The organism is Limnohabitans sp. JirII-29, from assembly GCF_003063395.1.
Lineage (GTDB): Bacteria > Pseudomonadota > Gammaproteobacteria > Burkholderiales > Burkholderiaceae_C > Limnohabitans.
Genome location: NZ_NESB01000006.1, coordinates 121,359 through 136,647 on the forward strand (window position 1 = coordinate 121,359; position 15,289 = coordinate 136,647).

The following is a 15,289-nucleotide window of genomic DNA, read 5'->3' on the forward strand; positions in this document are numbered from 1 at the left end:
TTTGCCGATGCCATCAATCAACATCATTAAATTGACCTTTTGAGGTCAAAAAATCATAATACTGCTTAAGAAAACAAATAATTTGTCCTATCAGGAGCAAATATGAAAATTGAAAACAGCACACTGCCCTCCTTGGCCGCTGCCTTGGCCGCTGAGCGCAAACGTCAACAGTTGTCGCGTGAGGCTGCCGCCGCCGCTTGCGGTGTGAGCGTGTCTTTCATCCGTGATGCAGAGTCCAGCCCTCAGAATTGCAGCTTGGGTAAGCTGGTCCAGCTCATCAATGGCCTCGGCCTGAGTCTGCAAGCCCAGGGTTTTCAGGTCACCGCACAAGCAAACACCCGGCGTTCCAAACAAGCCCCCCTCAGAGCGGACTACGGCGTGTCGGAGGCACAAATCGTCCTGAGCACTGAATCTGCCGCAGACTCACCCACCGAGGCGCATCAGCCATGATTCGGCTGCGCGTTTGGGCCAATGCGCAAGCCATGGGGTGGTTTGGGCATGAGGCCGGGCAATACATTTTTCAATACGACCCCCAGTGGCTGGCTTCCTCGTGCGCCTATGTGCTGGCCCCGCAATTTGCGTTGAGCGCAACGCCCTATCGAGGCGAAGCCGTCAAAACCTTTTTTGCCAACCTGTTGCCCGAGGGTGCGCCCTTGGAGGAAATTCTCAACGCCATCCAACTGCGCAACGCCAGTGCCTTTGAAGTCGTCGGCCAGCTCGGTGCCGAGTTGCCGGGTGTGTTGTCGGTGTTGCCCGAGGGCCAAGCACCTCAGACTTTGCAGCAATACAGCGTGTTGAGCCCAGACACCTTGCGCCAACGCCTTCAACAACGTCACCACAGCAAACCGCTGCTTTTGGCCAACCCGCAAAGCAGCATGTCGCTGCCTGGCGCGCAAGACAAAATGGGCTTGCGCTACGACGCACAACGGGCCCAGCTCTACGACAGCGTGGGCAGCTCGCCCACCACGCACATTGCCAAACCAGACTCCCGTCTGCCCCATTTCACACCCAGCGCCGTCAACGAATACCTGTGCATGAAGTTGGCCCGGGCAATCCAGTTGCCAGTGCCAGAGGTCCATCTGCTGCACTTGCCCGAGACGCTTTACATCGTGCAACGCTACGACCGCCAAGTGGTCGACGGTCACATCGTCTGCATGCATCAGATCGACGCTTGCCAGCTCTTGGGCGTGGGCTCTGACTGGAAGTACGAACGGCAAGGGGGCTTGGTCAGTCTGAAAAAAATAGCACACGCCTTGCGCGCGTTGCAGCTGCCAGCCAAAGACCTGTTGAGTTTTCAGCGCTGGGTCATGCTGAATTATTTGATTGGCAACAGCGACGCCCACGCCAAGAACATCTCGGTGTTGATCGACGAGACGGGTTACGCCCTGGCCCCTTTTTATGACCTGTTGTGCGTGCAGGCCTATGGCGACGACCGCTTGGCGCTCTACATCGGTGACGATGACACCTACCCCCGCATTGGCGCTCACTCATGGGAAGCGTTGTGTGACGACTGCGGGTTTGGCGTCAAGCCCAGCTTGCGCCTGTTCAAAAAAATGGCCACCGATGTACCCACCGCATGGGCAAAGGTCACACAACAAGCCATGGCCATCCACCCCTTCACAGCCACCGAGCATGAGCTGGTGCAGACCATCACCGGCGTGATCGAGCGCAACTGTGGGTTGGCACTCTCCATGATCGGCTGAGCCAGACACCCCTGCACAGATAATTGCCACATGATCTCCCCCACCGACACCGCCCACATGGCCCAGGCCTTGGCCTTGGCTGAGCAGGCGCTGTACCTCACCTCACCCAACCCACGGGTTGGTTGCGTCATCACCAGCGCCGAAGGCGTGGTGCTGGGCAGCGGCCACACCCAAGCAGCGGGCCAGGCCCACGCCGAGGTCATGGCTTTGCGCGATGCCCAGGCCAAGGGCCACAGCGTGCAAGGCGCCACGGCTTACGTGACGCTAGAACCCTGTAGCCACCAAGGCCGCACCGGCCCGTGTTGCGATGCGCTCATTCAAGCCGGCATCCAGCGCGTGGTGGCCAGCCTGCAAGACCCCAACCCCCAGGTGGCGGGCCAAGGCGTGGCGCGTTTGCGCGCCGCAGGCGTGCAGGTGGACGTGGGGTTGATGGCCGATGCGGCACGCGAACTCAACATCGGTTTTTTCAAACGCATGCAGCACGGCATGCCCTGGGTGCGCATGAAGATGGCCGCCTCACTGGACGGGCAAACCGCACTGACCAATGGCGTCAGCCAGTGGATCACCCACGAGGCCGCCCGCCAAGACGGCCACGCCTGGCGCGCGCGCGCCTGTGCCGTGTTGACTGGCATTGGCACCGTGCTGGAGGACGACCCGCAGTTGGACGTGCGCGCCGTCGCCACACCACGCCAACCCAGCTTGGTGGTGGTCGACAGCCGACTGGAAACGCCCTTGAATGCCAAGCTGTTTGGCCCGCAACGCCCGCTGTGGTTCTATGCCGCGCAAGACAACGCCGAGAAACGCCGCGCCTTGGAGGCCCAAGCCGCCAGCGTGACCTGCCTGAGCGACGCCACCGGCAAAGTCGACTTGGCCCAGATGCTGCACGACTTGGCGCAACGCGGCATCAACGAGCTGCATGTGGAGGCCGGCCACAAACTCAACGGCTCGCTGCTGCACGCCGGGCTGGTGGACGAGTTGCTGGTGTACCTGGCGCCCCTGTTGATCGGTCAAGGCCGAGGCATGAGCAACCTGGGACCCTTGTCAAACTTGCAAGAAGCCCTGGCTCTGGACTTCCATGAGGTCACACAAATTGGCCCCGATCTAAGGATATTGGCCAGAGTCCGGCGGTGAGGCCCGATAAACCTGCGAAAATAGCAGGATGTTCACCGGAATCATCACCGGCGTGGGGCGCATCACCGCAGTTCACGACCTGGGAAGCTCTTTAAACCACGGCAAGCGCCTCACCATCGAGGCACCTGCCGGGTACCTTGACGACGTGGGCTTGGGTGACAGCATCGCTTTGAACGGCGCGTGCATGACCGTCACCACGTTTGACCCCCTCCACCACCAGTTCACGATTGACATCTCTGCCGAATCGCTGGCCCGCACCAGCGGCTTGGCGCAGCTCGGGCGCGTCAACCTCGAAAAAGCCTTGCGGGCCCACGACCGCTTGGGCGGGCACATCGTGTCCGGCCATGTGGACGGCATCGGCCAAGTCAGCCACTTTGAGCGCGTGGGCGAAAGCTGGGAGCTGCGCATCATGGCGCCGCCCGAGCTGGCCAAGTACCTGGCCTACAAAGGCTCCATCACCGTCAACGGCGTGAGCCTGACGGTCAACCAGGTGCAAGACTTCTTCGATGCTGCTGGACCCCTGGGTTTGCGCGGTTCAGAGATCAGCATCAACCTCATTCCTCACACGGTGGAAAACACCGCTTTGGGCACCCTGCAAGCGGGCAGCACCGTGAACCTTGAAATTGACACCGTGGCGCGTTACGTTGAACGCATGCTGCGCGTGGACGCGACGCTGAAAACGGTTTAACGCCTGCTCCATCCCATGAAGCCCTTGCACTCTTTATTGGTACGCATCTGCACAGCCACAATTTTGGGCCTGTGCGTTTTGCTGTCAGCCCACAGCGCGCCCGAGCGCATGGCCGCGCAAGCGGATGTAGACAAGCTGCAAGACCAGGTACATGCGCTCGACAAAGACGTGGGCGTGTTCAGCGCCAAGTTGGATGCACAGGACAAGCGCATCCAAGACATTCAAAGCATCACGGCTTCGCAGGCCAACCACATAGGGATGGTGGCGAACCACACGACGACTTTAGGTAACTGGATTGCATGGGTAGGTGCCTTAATCACACTGACGGTTTTTATAGGTGGGCTCATCAGTTTTCGCTTCAAAGACAAAGCCATCGAAGAAGCAAAGAAAGCCGCTAAATTTGAAGCTGAGGAATGGTTTGAAAACCATTCCAAGGAATTACAAAATGAAATTGCTGAGTTGAGAAAAGAAACCTCTCAAGCAATTGCAAAGATCCATGAACACGAGGCTGGTGTTGGAAACAAGGCTCGTGATGCAGAAAAGCGTATTGAAGACATGACACCGAAAGTCTTCAACAAAAGCAAAGCGTCTGAACTACCCCAAGAAGACCGGGCAGTGCTGAACACGACAAACGAAGCGTTAAAACAAAAACCTGAAGCAGAGTTCACCGCAGAAGATTACTTTGCGCGCGGCTTAGCTGAATACGCCAACGAACGCTTTGAAAGCGCCCTCACCGCGTTTGAGCAGTCGCTTGAACACCTGTCACAAGCAGAACCAGCCATAAAACAAGTGATGTTTTTATTTGCCAAAGGCGTCACGCTCGGAGCGCTCAACCGTCCTGACGACGAAATTGCCGTCTACAACCTCATTGACCAGCGATACAGCGCTGACACCGCCACGACCATTCGCGAAAAAGTCGCAACAGCTTTGTTCAACAAAGGCGTCACGCTCGGTACGCTCAACCGCCCTGACGACGAAATTGCCGTCTACAACCTCATTGACCAGCGATACAGCGCTGACACCGCCACGACCGTTCGCGAACAAGTCGCCAAAGCTTTGGTCGGCAAAGGCGTCAGACTCGGTACGCTCAACCGCCCTGACGACGAAATTGCCGTCTACGACCTCATCGACCAGCGCTACAGCGCTGACACCGCCACGACCATTCGCGAACAAGTCGCAACAGCTTTGTTCAACAAAGGCGTCACGCTCGGTACGCTTAACCGCCCTCACGACGAAATTGCCGTTTACGACCTCATCGACCAGCGCTACAGCGCTGACACCGCCACGACCATTCGCGAACAAGTCGCCAAAGCTTTGTTCAACAAAGGCATCACGCTCGGTACGCTCAACCGCCCTGACGACGCAATTGCCTTCTTCGACCTCATCGACCAGCGCTACAGCGCTGACACCGCCACGACCATTCGCGAAAAAGTCGCAACAGCTTTGGTCAGCAAAGGCTTCAGACTCAGTACTCTAAACCGCCCTGACGACGAAATTGCCGTCTACGACCTCATTGATCAGCGATACAGCGCTGACACCGCCACGACCGTTCGCGAACAAGTCGCCAAAGCTTTGTTCAACAAAGGCGTCACCCTCGGTACGCTCAACCGTCCTGATGACGAAATTGCCGTCTACGATCTCATTGACCAGCGCTACAGCGCTGACACCGCCACGACCGTTCGCGAACAAGTCGCCAACGCTTTGTTCAACAAAGGCATCACGCTCGGTACGCTCAACCGCCCTAACGACGAAATTGCCGTCTACGACCTCATCGACCAGCGCTACAGCGCTCACACATCCACGACCATCCGCGAAAAAGTCGCAGCAGCTTTGTTCAACAAAGGCGTCACGCTCGGTACGCTCAACCGCCCTGACGACGAAATTGCCGTCTACAACCTCATTGACCAGCGATACAGCGCTGACACCGCCACGACCATTCGCGAAAAAGTCGCCAAAGCTTTGGTCGGCAAAGGCGTCAGGCTCGGTACGCTCAACCGCCCTGACGACGCAATTGCCGTCTACGACCTCATCGACCAGCGATACAGCGCTGACACCGCCACGACCATTCGCGAAAAAGTCGCCAAAACTTTGGTCAACAAGGGTGTCGCCCTACGAAAGCTAAACCGCAGTGACGACGCAATTGCCGTCTTCGACCTCATCGACCAGCGCTACAGCGCTGACACCGCCACGACCATTCGCAAACAAGTCGCCAACGCTTTATTCAACAAAGGCATCACGCTCGGTACGCTCAACCGTCCTGACGACGAAATTGCCGTCTACGACCTCATCGACCAGCGCTACAGCGCTCACACATCCACGACCATCCGCGAAAAAGTCGCAACAGCTTTGTTCAACAAAGGCGTCACGCTCGGTACGCTCAACCGCCCTGACGACGAAATTGCCGTCTACAACCTCATTGACCAACGATACAGCGCTGACACAGCCACGACCATTCGCGAAAAAGTCGCCAAAGCTTTGGGCGGCAAAGGCGTCAGGCTCGGTACGCTCAACCGCCCTGACGACGCAATTGCAGTCTTCGACCTCATCGACCAGCGATACGGGGCTGACACCACCCCACTCATCCGTGAACAAGTCGCTAAAGCTTTGCTCAACAAGGGTGTCACCCTACGAAAGCTAACCTGCAGTGACGACGCAATTGCCGTCTTCGACCTCATCGACCAGCGCTACAGTGCTGACACAGTCACGACCGTTCGGGAACAAGTCGCCAACGCTTTGAACGGAAAAGGTTTTTGCTTGTTGATGAAGGCCAAGCAACACTGGACGTCTGTTGAGTCACGCACACACCAGCTTGGTCAAGCATTGGTTTGTTTAGAACGTGCATTGACGCAGTGCAACGCCGAAGACAAAGCAATGATCTACGGAAACATTGGCTATGCGCAGTTTTTGCAAGGCAATACCCATGAGGCTGAGACACGCACCCGTGAATGCCTGCGCCTTGGTCGAGAGCGCATGCTCCAAGCGCAACGTGCTGATGCACAGCAACATCGTGTTGAGCCTGAAGACACCCAGTACGAAGCCCTACTTGAACGTCTATGGCATGAGCTTGATAACGCAACCCCCAGCGAAGCAGCAACTTGACGCCTACACATTTTTGAACGAATTGAATATTTCATGACCCCTACTCCCATCTCCCCTGTCGAAGACATCGTGGCCGAGCTGAAAGCTGGCCGCATGGTCATCTTGGTCGACGAAGAAGACCGCGAAAACGAAGGCGACTTGGTGCTTGCCGCCGACCATGTCACGCCAGAAGCCATCAACTTCATGGCCCGTTTTGGCCGTGGCTTGATTTGCCTCACGCTCACCCGTGAACGTTGCGAATTTTTAAAGCTGCCGCCCATGGCCGCACGCAACGGCACGGTCTACAGCACCGCGTTCACCGTGTCGATCGAAGCCGCCGAGGGCGTGACCACCGGCATTTCCGCTGCTGACCGCGCCCGCACCATCGAAGTAGCCGTGGCCAAAGGCACACAGCCCAGTGATCTGGTGCAACCCGGCCACGTGTTCCCGCTGCAAGCGGTGGACGGCGGCGTGTTGATGCGCGCAGGCCACACTGAAGCGGGTTGCGACTTGGCTGCCATGGCCGGTTGCTCGCCCACCTCGGTGATTTGCGAAATCATGAAAGACGACGGCACCATGGCCCGTCTGCCCGACTTGCAGTTGTTTGCCGCTGAGCATGGCCTGAAGATCGGCACCATTGCCGACCTGATTGCCCACCGCAGCCGCACCGAGTCGCTGGTGCAAAAAGTGGGCAGCCGCCCACTGAACACAGCGCACGGCGAGTTCACCGCCAATGCCTACAAAGACATGACCAACGGTGCCGTGCACATGGCCTTGGTCAAAGGCAGCTGGAAGGCTGAACAAGACGTGTTGGCCCGGGTGCACGAACCCCTCTCGGTACTCGATGCGCTGGAGCCCAACCGTGTCATGCACTCCTGGGGCTTGGATTCGAGCCTGCAACGCATTGCCCAAGAAGGCGCCGGCGTGGTGGTGTTGCTCAACTGTGGCGAAAGCGGCGAGCAGTTGCTGGCCCAGTTTGACGGCACCGCCCGCTCGGCCCATGGGCCATCGCGTGGCCGCATGGACTTGCGCAGCTATGGTGTGGGCGCGCAAATTTTGCGTGACTGCGGCGTGCACAAGATGCGCCTGTTGGGCAACCCGCGTCGCATGCCCAGCATGACCGGCTACGGCCTCGAAATCGTCGGCTATCTGGCCAAAGAATAAGTCTCAAGGAACCTCTGACATGTTTGTCTCCAACCTCGCCAGCACCACCACCTTGGACGGCAGCAGCCTGAAAATCGGCATTGTCCAAGCCCGCTTCAACGAAGACATCACCAACACCTTGCGTGAAGCCTGCGTGGCCGAACTCAAGGCCATGGGCGTGGCCGACGAGCGCATCACCGTGGTGCAAGTCCCCGGCGCACTGGAAGTGCCCCTCACGCTGGCAGCGCTGGCCCAAATTGAAGACCCCGAGCCCTTCAGCGCGCTGATCGCCTTGGGTTGCATCATCCGTGGCGAGACCTACCACTTCGAGCTGGTGGCCAACGAGTCGGGCGCCGGCGTGACCCGCGTGGGCATGGACTACCACGTGCCGATTGCGAATGCGATTTTGACCACCGAAAACTTAGAGCAAGCCGTGGCTCGCCAAACCGACAAAGGCCGCGACGCCGCCCGCGTGGCCGTGGAAATGGCCTTGCTGCTGGAGCAACTCGCATGATGACTGACACCGTCACACCCGAATCTGCCCCGACGCCAGAGCCCGCCACGCCTGAAGCCAAAGCACCGCGCAAGAGCTCAGCCAAATCGGGCCGCAGCCGCTCGCGTGAATTTGCGTTGCAAGGCCTGTACCAATTTTTGGTGGGCCGCAACGAGGCGGCAGACATCGATGTGTTCACCCGTGACCTGAGCGGTTTTCACAAATCCGACTCAGCCCACTACGACGCGCTGCTGTACGGCTGCGTCGAACAGCGCGAAGTGCTAGATGCCTTGATCGTGCCGCTGCTCGACCGCAAGCTGGAAGAAATCTCCCCCATTGAACATGCGGTGATGTGGATGGGTGTGTATGAGTTTCAGCACTGCATCGACGTGCCTTGGCGCGTGGTGTTGAACGAATACATCGAACTGGCTAAATCGTTTGGCGGCACCGATGGCCACAAGTACGTCAACGCCGTGCTCAATGGCTTGGCACCTCAACTGCGCCCCCTGGAAGTGCAGGCCGATCGGAACAACGGCAAGGCCAGATGAAGATCGCCCAGCGCGCACAGCGCATTGAGCCTTTTTATGTGATGGAAGTCGCCAAGGCGGCGGCTGCACGCGCCGCCACTCTGGGGCCCACCGACCCGGCCATGGTCTACCTGAGCATTGGCGAGCCCGACTTCACCGCACCGCCCTTGGTGCAAGAAGCTGCCGTGCGTGCCCTGCGCGACGGACAGACGCAGTACACCGCAGCCTTGGGGCTAGGCGCTTTGCGCGAACGCATCAGCGGCTGGTACAGCCAGCGGTTTGGTGTGCAGGTGCCGGCCAGCCGCATCGTCATCACCGCGGGTGCCTCGGCGGCTTTGCAGCTGGCATGTCTGGCCCTCATTGAGGCCGGGGACGAAGTGCTGATGCCCGACCCCAGCTACCCCTGCAACCGCCAGTTTGTGAGCGCAGCCGAAGGTCGGGCCGTGTTGGTGCCCACCACCGCCGCAGACCGCTTTCAGCTCAATGCGGCGCAGGTGCGCGAGCACTGGAACGCGCACACCCGTGGTGTGCTCTTGGCCTCACCGTCCAACCCTACGGGCACCTCGATCCACCCCCACGCTTTGCGTGACATCCATGCCGAGGTGTCGCAGCGCGGGGGCGTGACGCTGATTGACGAAATTTATTTGGGCCTGAGCTACGACGACGAGTTTGGCCACACCGCCTTGGCGCTGGACGATCAGATCATCAGCATCAACAGCTTCTCCAAGTACTTCAGCATGACCGGCTGGCGCTTGGGCTGGATGGTGGTGCCAGAGACCTTGGTGCCGGTGGTCGAGCGCTTGGCGCAAAACCTGTTCATCTGCCCCAGCACGGTGGCGCAACATGCCGCACTGGCCTGCTTTGAAGCCGACAGCCTGGCCGAGTACGAGCGACGTCGCGCCGAGTTCAAGGCACGGCGCGACTTCTTTGTGCCGGCCCTGAACCAACTGGGCCTGACGGTGCCCGTGATGCCCGACGGCGCGTTTTACGCTTGGGCCGATTGCAGCGCCGCTTGCGAAAAACTGGGCGTTCAAGGCAGTTGGGATTTTGCGTTTGAGGTGCTGCAACGCGCCAACATCGCCTGTGCGCCGGGGCGCGACTTTGGCCAAGCCGACACCGCGCGCTTTGTGCGCTTTTCAACCGCCCGCTCGCTGCCCGAGTTGCGCGAAGCCGTGGCCCGTTTGCACACCTTGCTGGGCTGAACACCGATGACGCACACCACACCCACAGCCTTTGAACACCCTGTGCGGGTGTACTGGGAAGACACCGATGCCGGTGGCATTGTGTTTTACGCCAACTACCTCAAGTTTTTTGAGCGCGCGCGCACCGAGTGGTTGCGTGCCTTGGGCGTGGAACAACACGCCTTGCGCCAAGCCACCGGTGGCATGTTTGTGGTGAGTGAAACCAGCATCAAATACCACCGCCCGGCGCAGCTTGATGACTTGCTGCGCGTGACCGCGCGCTTGGCCGAAGGTGGCCGCGCCAGCCTGGTGATTGCCCAACAAGCCTGGTGTGGTGACACGCTGCTGTGCGAGGGCACGATCCGCATTGGCTGGGTCGATGCCGCCACCCTCAAGCCTGCGAGAATTCCCTCTTCTGTATTGGAACGCCTGACATGACACAAGACTTTTCCATCGTCCATTTGTTGCTCAACGCCAGTTGGGTGGTGCAGGTGGTGGTGCTGATGCTGATGGGCGTGTCCATCACCAGCTGGACCGCGATCTTTCGCAAAATCATTTCACTCAAACGCGTCAAGACCCTGAACGAAGAGTTCGAACGTGAGTTCTGGTCGGGCACCAGCTTGAACGAACTGTTTGCCTCTGCCGCCAAAAACGCCAAGCAGTCAGGTCCGATGGAACGCATTTTTGCCAGCGGCATGCGTGAGTACCAAAAACTGCGTGAACGCCGCATCAACGACAGCAGCGCCTTGATGGACGGTGCACGCCGCGCCATGCGCGCGAGCTACCAACGTGAGATGGACGCCATCGAGTCCAACCTGTCTTTGCTGGCTTCGGTCGGTTCGGTGTCGCCCTATGTGGGTTTGTTTGGCACGGTGTGGGGCATCATGCACGCCTTCACCGGCTTGGCAGGCATGCAACAAGTGACGCTGGCCAAAGTGGCCCCCGGCATTGCCGAAGCCTTGGTGGCCACCGCCATTGGTTTGTTTGCGGCCATTCCCGCCGTGCTGGCCTACAACCGTTTTGCGCGCGACATCGACCGGGTGTCGATCAAGCTGGAGACTTTCATCGAAGAGTTCTCCAACATCTTGCAGCGCAACGTCAGCGCCACCACGCTGGCTCACTGAGTTCAAAGGCTCCCCCATGGCGTCTATCGCTCCCCGCTCCGGCCGTGGTCGTCGCACCATGAACGAGATCAACATGGTGCCCTTCATCGACGTGATGTTGGTGCTGCTGATCATCTTCATGGTCACTGCCCCGCTGATCTCGCCCAGCGTGATCGACCTACCCACCGTGGGCAAAGCAGCCACGGTGCCCGACCAGGTGATCCACGTCGAAATCAGCAAAGACGAGAAGATCACCCTCAAGAGCACTGGCACCACAGTTGCCACGCAAAGCAGCTCGCTGGACATGCTGGCGCGCGATGTGCGCCAGCTGCAGGGTGAGGTGGCACAAGGCCCGGTGGTCATCACGGCTGACCGCACCATCAAATACGAAACCGTGGTCAAAGCCATGGATGTGCTGCAACGCGCTGGCGTGCAGCGTGTGGGACTGGCTGTGCAGCTGGTGGACTGATTGACACCTCGCGTCCCCATGAGCGCCCACGCCCAGCACCTCGAATTCGCGCCCCCACCCCCACCGGGCACGGGGCGTTCGTTGACGCTCGCTTTGTTTGTGCACGCCTTGTTGCTGGTGGCACTGACCGCAGGCATTCAGTGGAACCAAGACAACCCCTTGTCAGCGGAAGCCGAATTGTGGTCTGCCGTACCTCAGGCCGCTGCACCCAAGCTGGTCGAGGTGGAGCCCCCTCCACCACCGCCTCCTGCGCCCAAAGAAGTGGTCAAGCCGCCACCGCCTGCGCCAGACCGTGAGGCCGACATTGCCTTGGCCAAGAAACGCAAACAACTCGACGACGAGAAAAAGCTGCAACAGGCCAAAGAGGCTGAGCGTCGCCAAGCCGAACTGAAAAAGGCCGAGCAAAAGAAAGCTGACGAGAAGAAAGCCAAGCTCAAGGCCGAAGAAGACAAGCGCCAGCTCGACGCCAAGCGTGAAGAAGAACGCAAGGACAAGGAGCGCAAAGACAAAGAAGCCAAAAAACTCCAGGCTCAAAAAGAAGCCAAGCAAGCGGCAGAGGATGCCAAGAAATTGGAAGCGATACGTAACGAAAACATGAAGCGCATCGCAGGCCTGGCCGGGGCCACAGGCGGCGATAATGCCACCGGATCGGCGCTGCGCTCAGCAGGGCCCTCTGACAGTTACGGCGGTCGCATCCGTGCCCGCATCAAACCCAACATCGTGTTCACCGAAGAGGTTGTGGGCAACACCCCGGCCGAGGTCGAGGTGCGCTGCGCACCCGACGGCACCATCGTAGGCAAGAAGCTCGTCAAGTCCAGTGGCAACCTTGCCTGGGACAACGCTGTGCTCAAAGCCATCGACAAGACCGAGGTGCTGCCGCGCGATGTAGACGGTCGGGTGCACTCTCCGCTGTTGATTAGTTTCCGTCCCAAAGACTGACCGAATGAACCGTTCTTTTGCCATTGATGTTCTCAAGCTGCTGGCTGCCCAGCTGATCGTGCTGCACCATTTGTCGGGCTATGGCCCGATGGCCGAAGCCATTCGCAGCGCGTGGCCATCGTTGATCGAACACCTCTACATGGATGCACGCCTGGCGGTGCAAGTGTTCTTGGTGATCGGTGGGTATTTGGCCGCCCAGTCGATCATGGGCCGTCGCGGTCAGCACCACCCCGTCACGCTCATTCAACGCCGTTACCTGCGCTTGATGCCTAGCTTCGTGCTGGCCCTGTGCTGGGTCACCAGTTTGGTGTGGTTGCTGCGTCCTTTCATTTCTGGCGACTGGCTGGTGGACGCGCCCAGCTTGCACAGCGTGCTGGCGCATCTGACCTTGCTGCAATCGGTGCTAGACGTTCCAGCCCTGTCGGTAGGCGTGTGGTACGTGGCGGCAGACTTTCAGCTCTATGCCCTGCTGGTGCTGTTGGCTTATTGGCTCAAGTCAGACCGGGCCTTGTCACTCGGTGTGGCGGCATTGTGCGTGGCCTCGATGTGGGGCTTCAACCGCTTTGAAAGCCTGGACAACTGGGCCATTTACTTCTTCGCTGCCTATGGGCTGGGTGTGCTGGCCGCTTGGGCACGCCGCTCAAGCTTTGACCAACTGGTGTTGGGTGCCGTGCTGCTGTTGGGTGAAGAGTCGCTGTGGTTTGAGCCACGCATTCGCTTGGCTTTGGCGCTGTTGACCTGCTTGGTATTGGCGTATGTGAGCGTGAACAACCTCAAGTTCAACCGGATCCAGCTGGGTCGTATCAGCACCTTGTTGGTGGACAGCGCCTACGCCATGTTCTTGACGCACTTTGGCATGATCGTGGTCTTCAGTGCCTCCTGGGAGCACTGGCAGCTGTCATCGCCCAGCGCGGCTTTGTGGATGAGTGGCTTGGCCTGGATGGCCAGCATCGCAGTCGGTGTGGCATTTCATGTGTGGGGCGAAAAACCCCTCACCGCCTGGGTCACCCAACCACGTGCTGCGCTGGATGTGCAGCAAATACGAAGCACCTTCAGCGCGACGTTGCGCCACGTGTTGAGCCGCATGGCCGCGTTGTGGCCAAGCCGTTCATCGGTCGCTAAGTTTTAAACCCTGTCGCCAGCTCACGCAGGCTGCGTGCTGCGGTCAAGGCCAAGGTGGACCACAAAGGCCACTGGGCGCGCCAAAAATCACGCGCATCCAGCGGGCGAATGGTGTGTGTCGACAACTCGGTCAACCACTGCGCCACCCACAACGGCGCACGCAGCACCTGTGCCTGAGCAGACATGCGCTGCACGCATAGGGTGAATACGCCCAATTCGCAGCCCAACGACATCCAGTCCTCCGAACCTTCGCTGAATGCGGGGGCCAAACCGAGCGCGCGTGCCGCGTGCTGCTGCACGTCTGCCATGGGCCAGGCCGCATGGTCTGGGGTGGATTTGAATTGCAAACGCAAAGCACGCTCAGCCACGTAGTGCACCCGCTCCCAAGCCAGACACACATCGGCCGCAGCGGGCAGCTCACGCAAGGCTTGAATGTCTGACGCCATCTGCGTCAATACATCGTGCGTCACCAACGCCAAGGCATTGCTGAGCAAGTCAGCACTTTGACCCACGCGGTAGACGGCCTTGGCCGCCACTGGGTTGAACAGGCGCACGCTTTCACGCAAGCTCTTGATCACAGGAGGCTCAGAAGCAGCGCTGGCGGCCAGCAAGCTCTCACGCAGGATATGCGGCACATCGAACAAGTCGACCTTGCAGGTGTTGATGATGGATTGCGCATCGCTGAGCGCCATCAGCTGTAGCTCGGCTTGTGCCTGGGCCAGCGCGGCCTCTTGGCGCAACATGGCGGCCACCAAGGCCCGCTCGTCCATCAAAGACGGCAAGTCCTGGCGCAAACCGTCGCTCATGTGTCCCAACGTGCGCGCCTCAAGCGAATTTGGTTGGGCATGGGCACCGAGCGGCGCAACACGTCTTCACCCAACCACTGGGCCGACTTCCAGGCACGCTGCGCCACCGTGGGCAGCGGCAGTTGCTGGTAGTCGTCGTTGAACACCTCAAAGCTGTAGTCACCCCGGTAGCCGAGCTTGTACAGACGGGTCACCAAGTCGGCGGTGGCTTCGCTGTGCACGCCCTCGCCAGGGAAGACGCGGAAGTGGCGCGCCGTGGTCATGCGCTCTTCGAAGGAATGGATTTCTTGCCACATGAAGTCGGCCAGCTGGACCAGAAAAATTTTCTCAGGGTCCAAGATCTCCAACTCATCGAGCGGTGTTTTGGCGGCCAGCATGTGGAACGAGTCCAAACCAATGCCCAGGTTGGGCACATCGGCGCGGAACACCACGTCCCAGGCCGTGGTGAATTCGTTGATGGTGCGGCCCCAAGACAAACCTTCAAACGCCACCTTGATGCCTAAGGGCACGGCCAGCATGGCGAGTTTGCGCAAGTCAGCGGCGATGTGGTCGAGGTCTTGCGTGGCATGGGTCGAGGTGGACGAGCACACCAGCAACACCTTGGAGCCCAAGGCCGCGCACATCTCCAACATGCTCTTGGCAATGTCGATTTTGTAGTCGTGCAAATGGCCGCTCAGGCCTTCGAAGTCGCGCAACACCTGAAAGCCAGTGACACGCAGGCCGCTTTGTTTGACAGCCCGCACAGCGGCATCCAAGCCATCGGGATGCCCCACCACATCGCGTGCCGACAGCATGACTTGACCAAAGCCCGCCTCGCGAATGGCCTTGAGTTTGGCTTCGAGTGGCCCCGCCAGCGAGATGGTGTCCATCCCGAAGTCGTCCATGGTTCCTTGGAATTGGCTCATG

At 59.5% G+C, this 15,289-nt stretch carries 16 protein-coding genes; 14 read left to right on the forward strand and 2 right to left on the reverse strand.

The window, feature by feature from the left end; genetic code table 11:
• The first annotated feature begins 102 nt into the window (after positions 1–102).
• The 14 genes from B9Z39_RS11045 to B9Z39_RS11110 are packed head-to-tail and all read left to right on the forward strand — an operon-like array spanning position 103 to position 13,584.
• The gene (locus B9Z39_RS11045; protein WP_100143961.1) at positions 103–450 is read left to right on the forward strand and encodes a helix-turn-helix domain-containing protein; all 348 of its coding nucleotides are present in this window, start codon (positions 103–105) and stop codon (positions 448–450) included.
• Positions 447–1,703: a HipA domain-containing protein gene (locus B9Z39_RS11050; protein WP_100143959.1), complete on the forward strand. Its 1,257-nt coding sequence runs from the start codon at positions 447–449 to the stop codon at positions 1,701–1,703. Before B9Z39_RS11045 ends, B9Z39_RS11050 begins: the two co-directional genes overlap by 4 nt.
• A 30-nt stretch (positions 1,704–1,733) precedes the next feature.
• Positions 1,734–2,834: a bifunctional diaminohydroxyphosphoribosylaminopyrimidine deaminase/5-amino-6-(5-phosphoribosylamino)uracil reductase RibD gene (gene ribD / locus B9Z39_RS11055; protein WP_108301769.1), complete on the forward strand. Its 1,101-nt coding sequence runs from the start codon at positions 1,734–1,736 to the stop codon at positions 2,832–2,834.
• A gap of 28 nt (positions 2,835–2,862) precedes the next feature.
• On the forward strand, positions 2,863–3,522 hold the full coding sequence (locus tag B9Z39_RS11060; protein ID WP_108301770.1) for a riboflavin synthase: 660 nt from the start codon (positions 2,863–2,865) through the stop codon (positions 3,520–3,522).
• A 15-nt stretch (positions 3,523–3,537) separates the two neighbouring features.
• A complete protein-coding gene (locus B9Z39_RS11065) occupies positions 3,538–6,621 on the forward strand; it encodes a tetratricopeptide repeat protein (protein ID WP_108301771.1) in 3,084 nt (1,027 codons plus the stop codon).
• A gap of 33 nt (positions 6,622–6,654) precedes the next feature.
• Complete coding sequence (ribBA, locus tag B9Z39_RS11070) at positions 6,655–7,764, forward strand: bifunctional 3,4-dihydroxy-2-butanone-4-phosphate synthase/GTP cyclohydrolase II (protein ID WP_108301772.1); 1,110 nt, start codon at positions 6,655–6,657, stop codon at positions 7,762–7,764.
• Between the two features lie 19 nt (positions 7,765–7,783).
• Entirely contained in the window at positions 7,784–8,257 is a 474-nt protein-coding gene (gene ribH, locus B9Z39_RS11075) for a 6,7-dimethyl-8-ribityllumazine synthase (protein WP_100143951.1), read from the forward strand.
• A complete protein-coding gene (nusB, locus tag B9Z39_RS11080; RefSeq protein WP_369823275.1) occupies positions 8,257–8,784 on the forward strand; it encodes a transcription antitermination factor NusB in 528 nt (175 codons plus the stop codon). The genes ribH and nusB overlap by 1 nt, the downstream gene beginning before the upstream one ends.
• Positions 8,781–9,965, forward strand: coding sequence for a pyridoxal phosphate-dependent aminotransferase (locus B9Z39_RS11085; protein ID WP_100143946.1), 1,185 nt, complete (start codon positions 8,781–8,783; stop codon positions 9,963–9,965). Before nusB ends, B9Z39_RS11085 begins: the two co-directional genes overlap by 4 nt.
• Before the next feature lie 6 nt (positions 9,966–9,971).
• The gene (gene ybgC / locus B9Z39_RS11090) at positions 9,972–10,382 is read left to right on the forward strand and encodes a tol-pal system-associated acyl-CoA thioesterase (protein WP_108301773.1); all 411 of its coding nucleotides are present in this window, start codon (positions 9,972–9,974) and stop codon (positions 10,380–10,382) included.
• On the forward strand, positions 10,379–11,068 hold the full coding sequence (tolQ, locus tag B9Z39_RS11095) for a protein TolQ (RefSeq protein ID WP_100143942.1): 690 nt from the start codon (positions 10,379–10,381) through the stop codon (positions 11,066–11,068). Before ybgC ends, tolQ begins: the two co-directional genes overlap by 4 nt.
• A gap of 16 nt (positions 11,069–11,084) precedes the next feature.
• Positions 11,085–11,516, forward strand: a complete 432-nt coding sequence (locus B9Z39_RS11100) for an ExbD/TolR family protein (protein ID WP_108301774.1) — start codon at positions 11,085–11,087, stop codon at positions 11,514–11,516.
• A gap of 18 nt (positions 11,517–11,534) precedes the next feature.
• The gene (gene tolA / locus B9Z39_RS11105; protein ID WP_108301775.1) at positions 11,535–12,455 is read left to right on the forward strand and encodes a cell envelope integrity protein TolA; all 921 of its coding nucleotides are present in this window, start codon (positions 11,535–11,537) and stop codon (positions 12,453–12,455) included.
• 4 nt (positions 12,456–12,459) lie between these two features.
• Entirely contained in the window at positions 12,460–13,584 is a 1,125-nt protein-coding gene (locus B9Z39_RS11110; protein WP_108301776.1) for an acyltransferase, read from the forward strand.
• Here the strand turns inward: B9Z39_RS11110 and B9Z39_RS11115 are convergent.
• Positions 13,574–14,383: a hypothetical protein gene (locus B9Z39_RS11115; protein ID WP_108301777.1), complete on the reverse strand. Its 810-nt coding sequence runs from the start codon at positions 14,381–14,383 to the stop codon at positions 13,574–13,576. The genes B9Z39_RS11110 and B9Z39_RS11115 overlap by 11 nt on opposite strands.
• A complete protein-coding gene (locus B9Z39_RS11120) occupies positions 14,380–15,288 on the reverse strand; it encodes a sugar phosphate isomerase/epimerase (RefSeq protein WP_108301778.1) in 909 nt (302 codons plus the stop codon). The genes B9Z39_RS11115 and B9Z39_RS11120 overlap by 4 nt, the downstream gene beginning before the upstream one ends.
• Position 15,289: the final 1 nt, after the last annotated feature.

Bases quoted from the DNA above. Each gene is read 5' to 3' on its own strand.
- B9Z39_RS11065 (WP_108301771.1), top strand. From the start codon at position 3,538: ATGAAGCCCTTGCACTCTTTATTGGTACGCATCTGCACAGCCACAATT.
- B9Z39_RS11045 (WP_100143961.1), top strand. From the start codon at position 103: ATGAAAATTGAAAACAGCACACTGCCCTCCTTGGCCGCTGCCTTGGCC.
- B9Z39_RS11100 (WP_108301774.1), top strand. From the start codon at position 11,085: ATGGCGTCTATCGCTCCCCGCTCCGGCCGTGGTCGTCGCACCATGAAC.
- nusB (WP_369823275.1), top strand. From the start codon at position 8,257: ATGACTGACACCGTCACACCCGAATCTGCCCCGACGCCAGAGCCCGCC.
- ybgC (WP_108301773.1), top strand. From the start codon at position 9,972: ATGACGCACACCACACCCACAGCCTTTGAACACCCTGTGCGGGTGTAC.
- ribH (WP_100143951.1), top strand. From the start codon at position 7,784: ATGTTTGTCTCCAACCTCGCCAGCACCACCACCTTGGACGGCAGCAGC.
- B9Z39_RS11060 (WP_108301770.1), top strand. From the start codon at position 2,863: ATGTTCACCGGAATCATCACCGGCGTGGGGCGCATCACCGCAGTTCAC.
- B9Z39_RS11085 (WP_100143946.1), top strand. From the start codon at position 8,781: ATGAAGATCGCCCAGCGCGCACAGCGCATTGAGCCTTTTTATGTGATG.
- tolQ (WP_100143942.1), top strand. From the start codon at position 10,379: ATGACACAAGACTTTTCCATCGTCCATTTGTTGCTCAACGCCAGTTGG.
- B9Z39_RS11110 (WP_108301776.1), top strand. From the start codon at position 12,460: ATGAACCGTTCTTTTGCCATTGATGTTCTCAAGCTGCTGGCTGCCCAG.
- B9Z39_RS11120 (WP_108301778.1), bottom strand. From the start codon at position 15,288: ATGAGCCAATTCCAAGGAACCATGGACGACTTCGGGATGGACACCATC.
- tolA (WP_108301775.1), top strand. From the start codon at position 11,535: ATGAGCGCCCACGCCCAGCACCTCGAATTCGCGCCCCCACCCCCACCG.
- B9Z39_RS11050 (WP_100143959.1), top strand. From the start codon at position 447: ATGATTCGGCTGCGCGTTTGGGCCAATGCGCAAGCCATGGGGTGGTTT.
- ribD (WP_108301769.1), top strand. From the start codon at position 1,734: ATGATCTCCCCCACCGACACCGCCCACATGGCCCAGGCCTTGGCCTTG.
- ribBA (WP_108301772.1), top strand. From the start codon at position 6,655: ATGACCCCTACTCCCATCTCCCCTGTCGAAGACATCGTGGCCGAGCTG.
- B9Z39_RS11115 (WP_108301777.1), bottom strand. From the start codon at position 14,383: ATGAGCGACGGTTTGCGCCAGGACTTGCCGTCTTTGATGGACGAGCGG.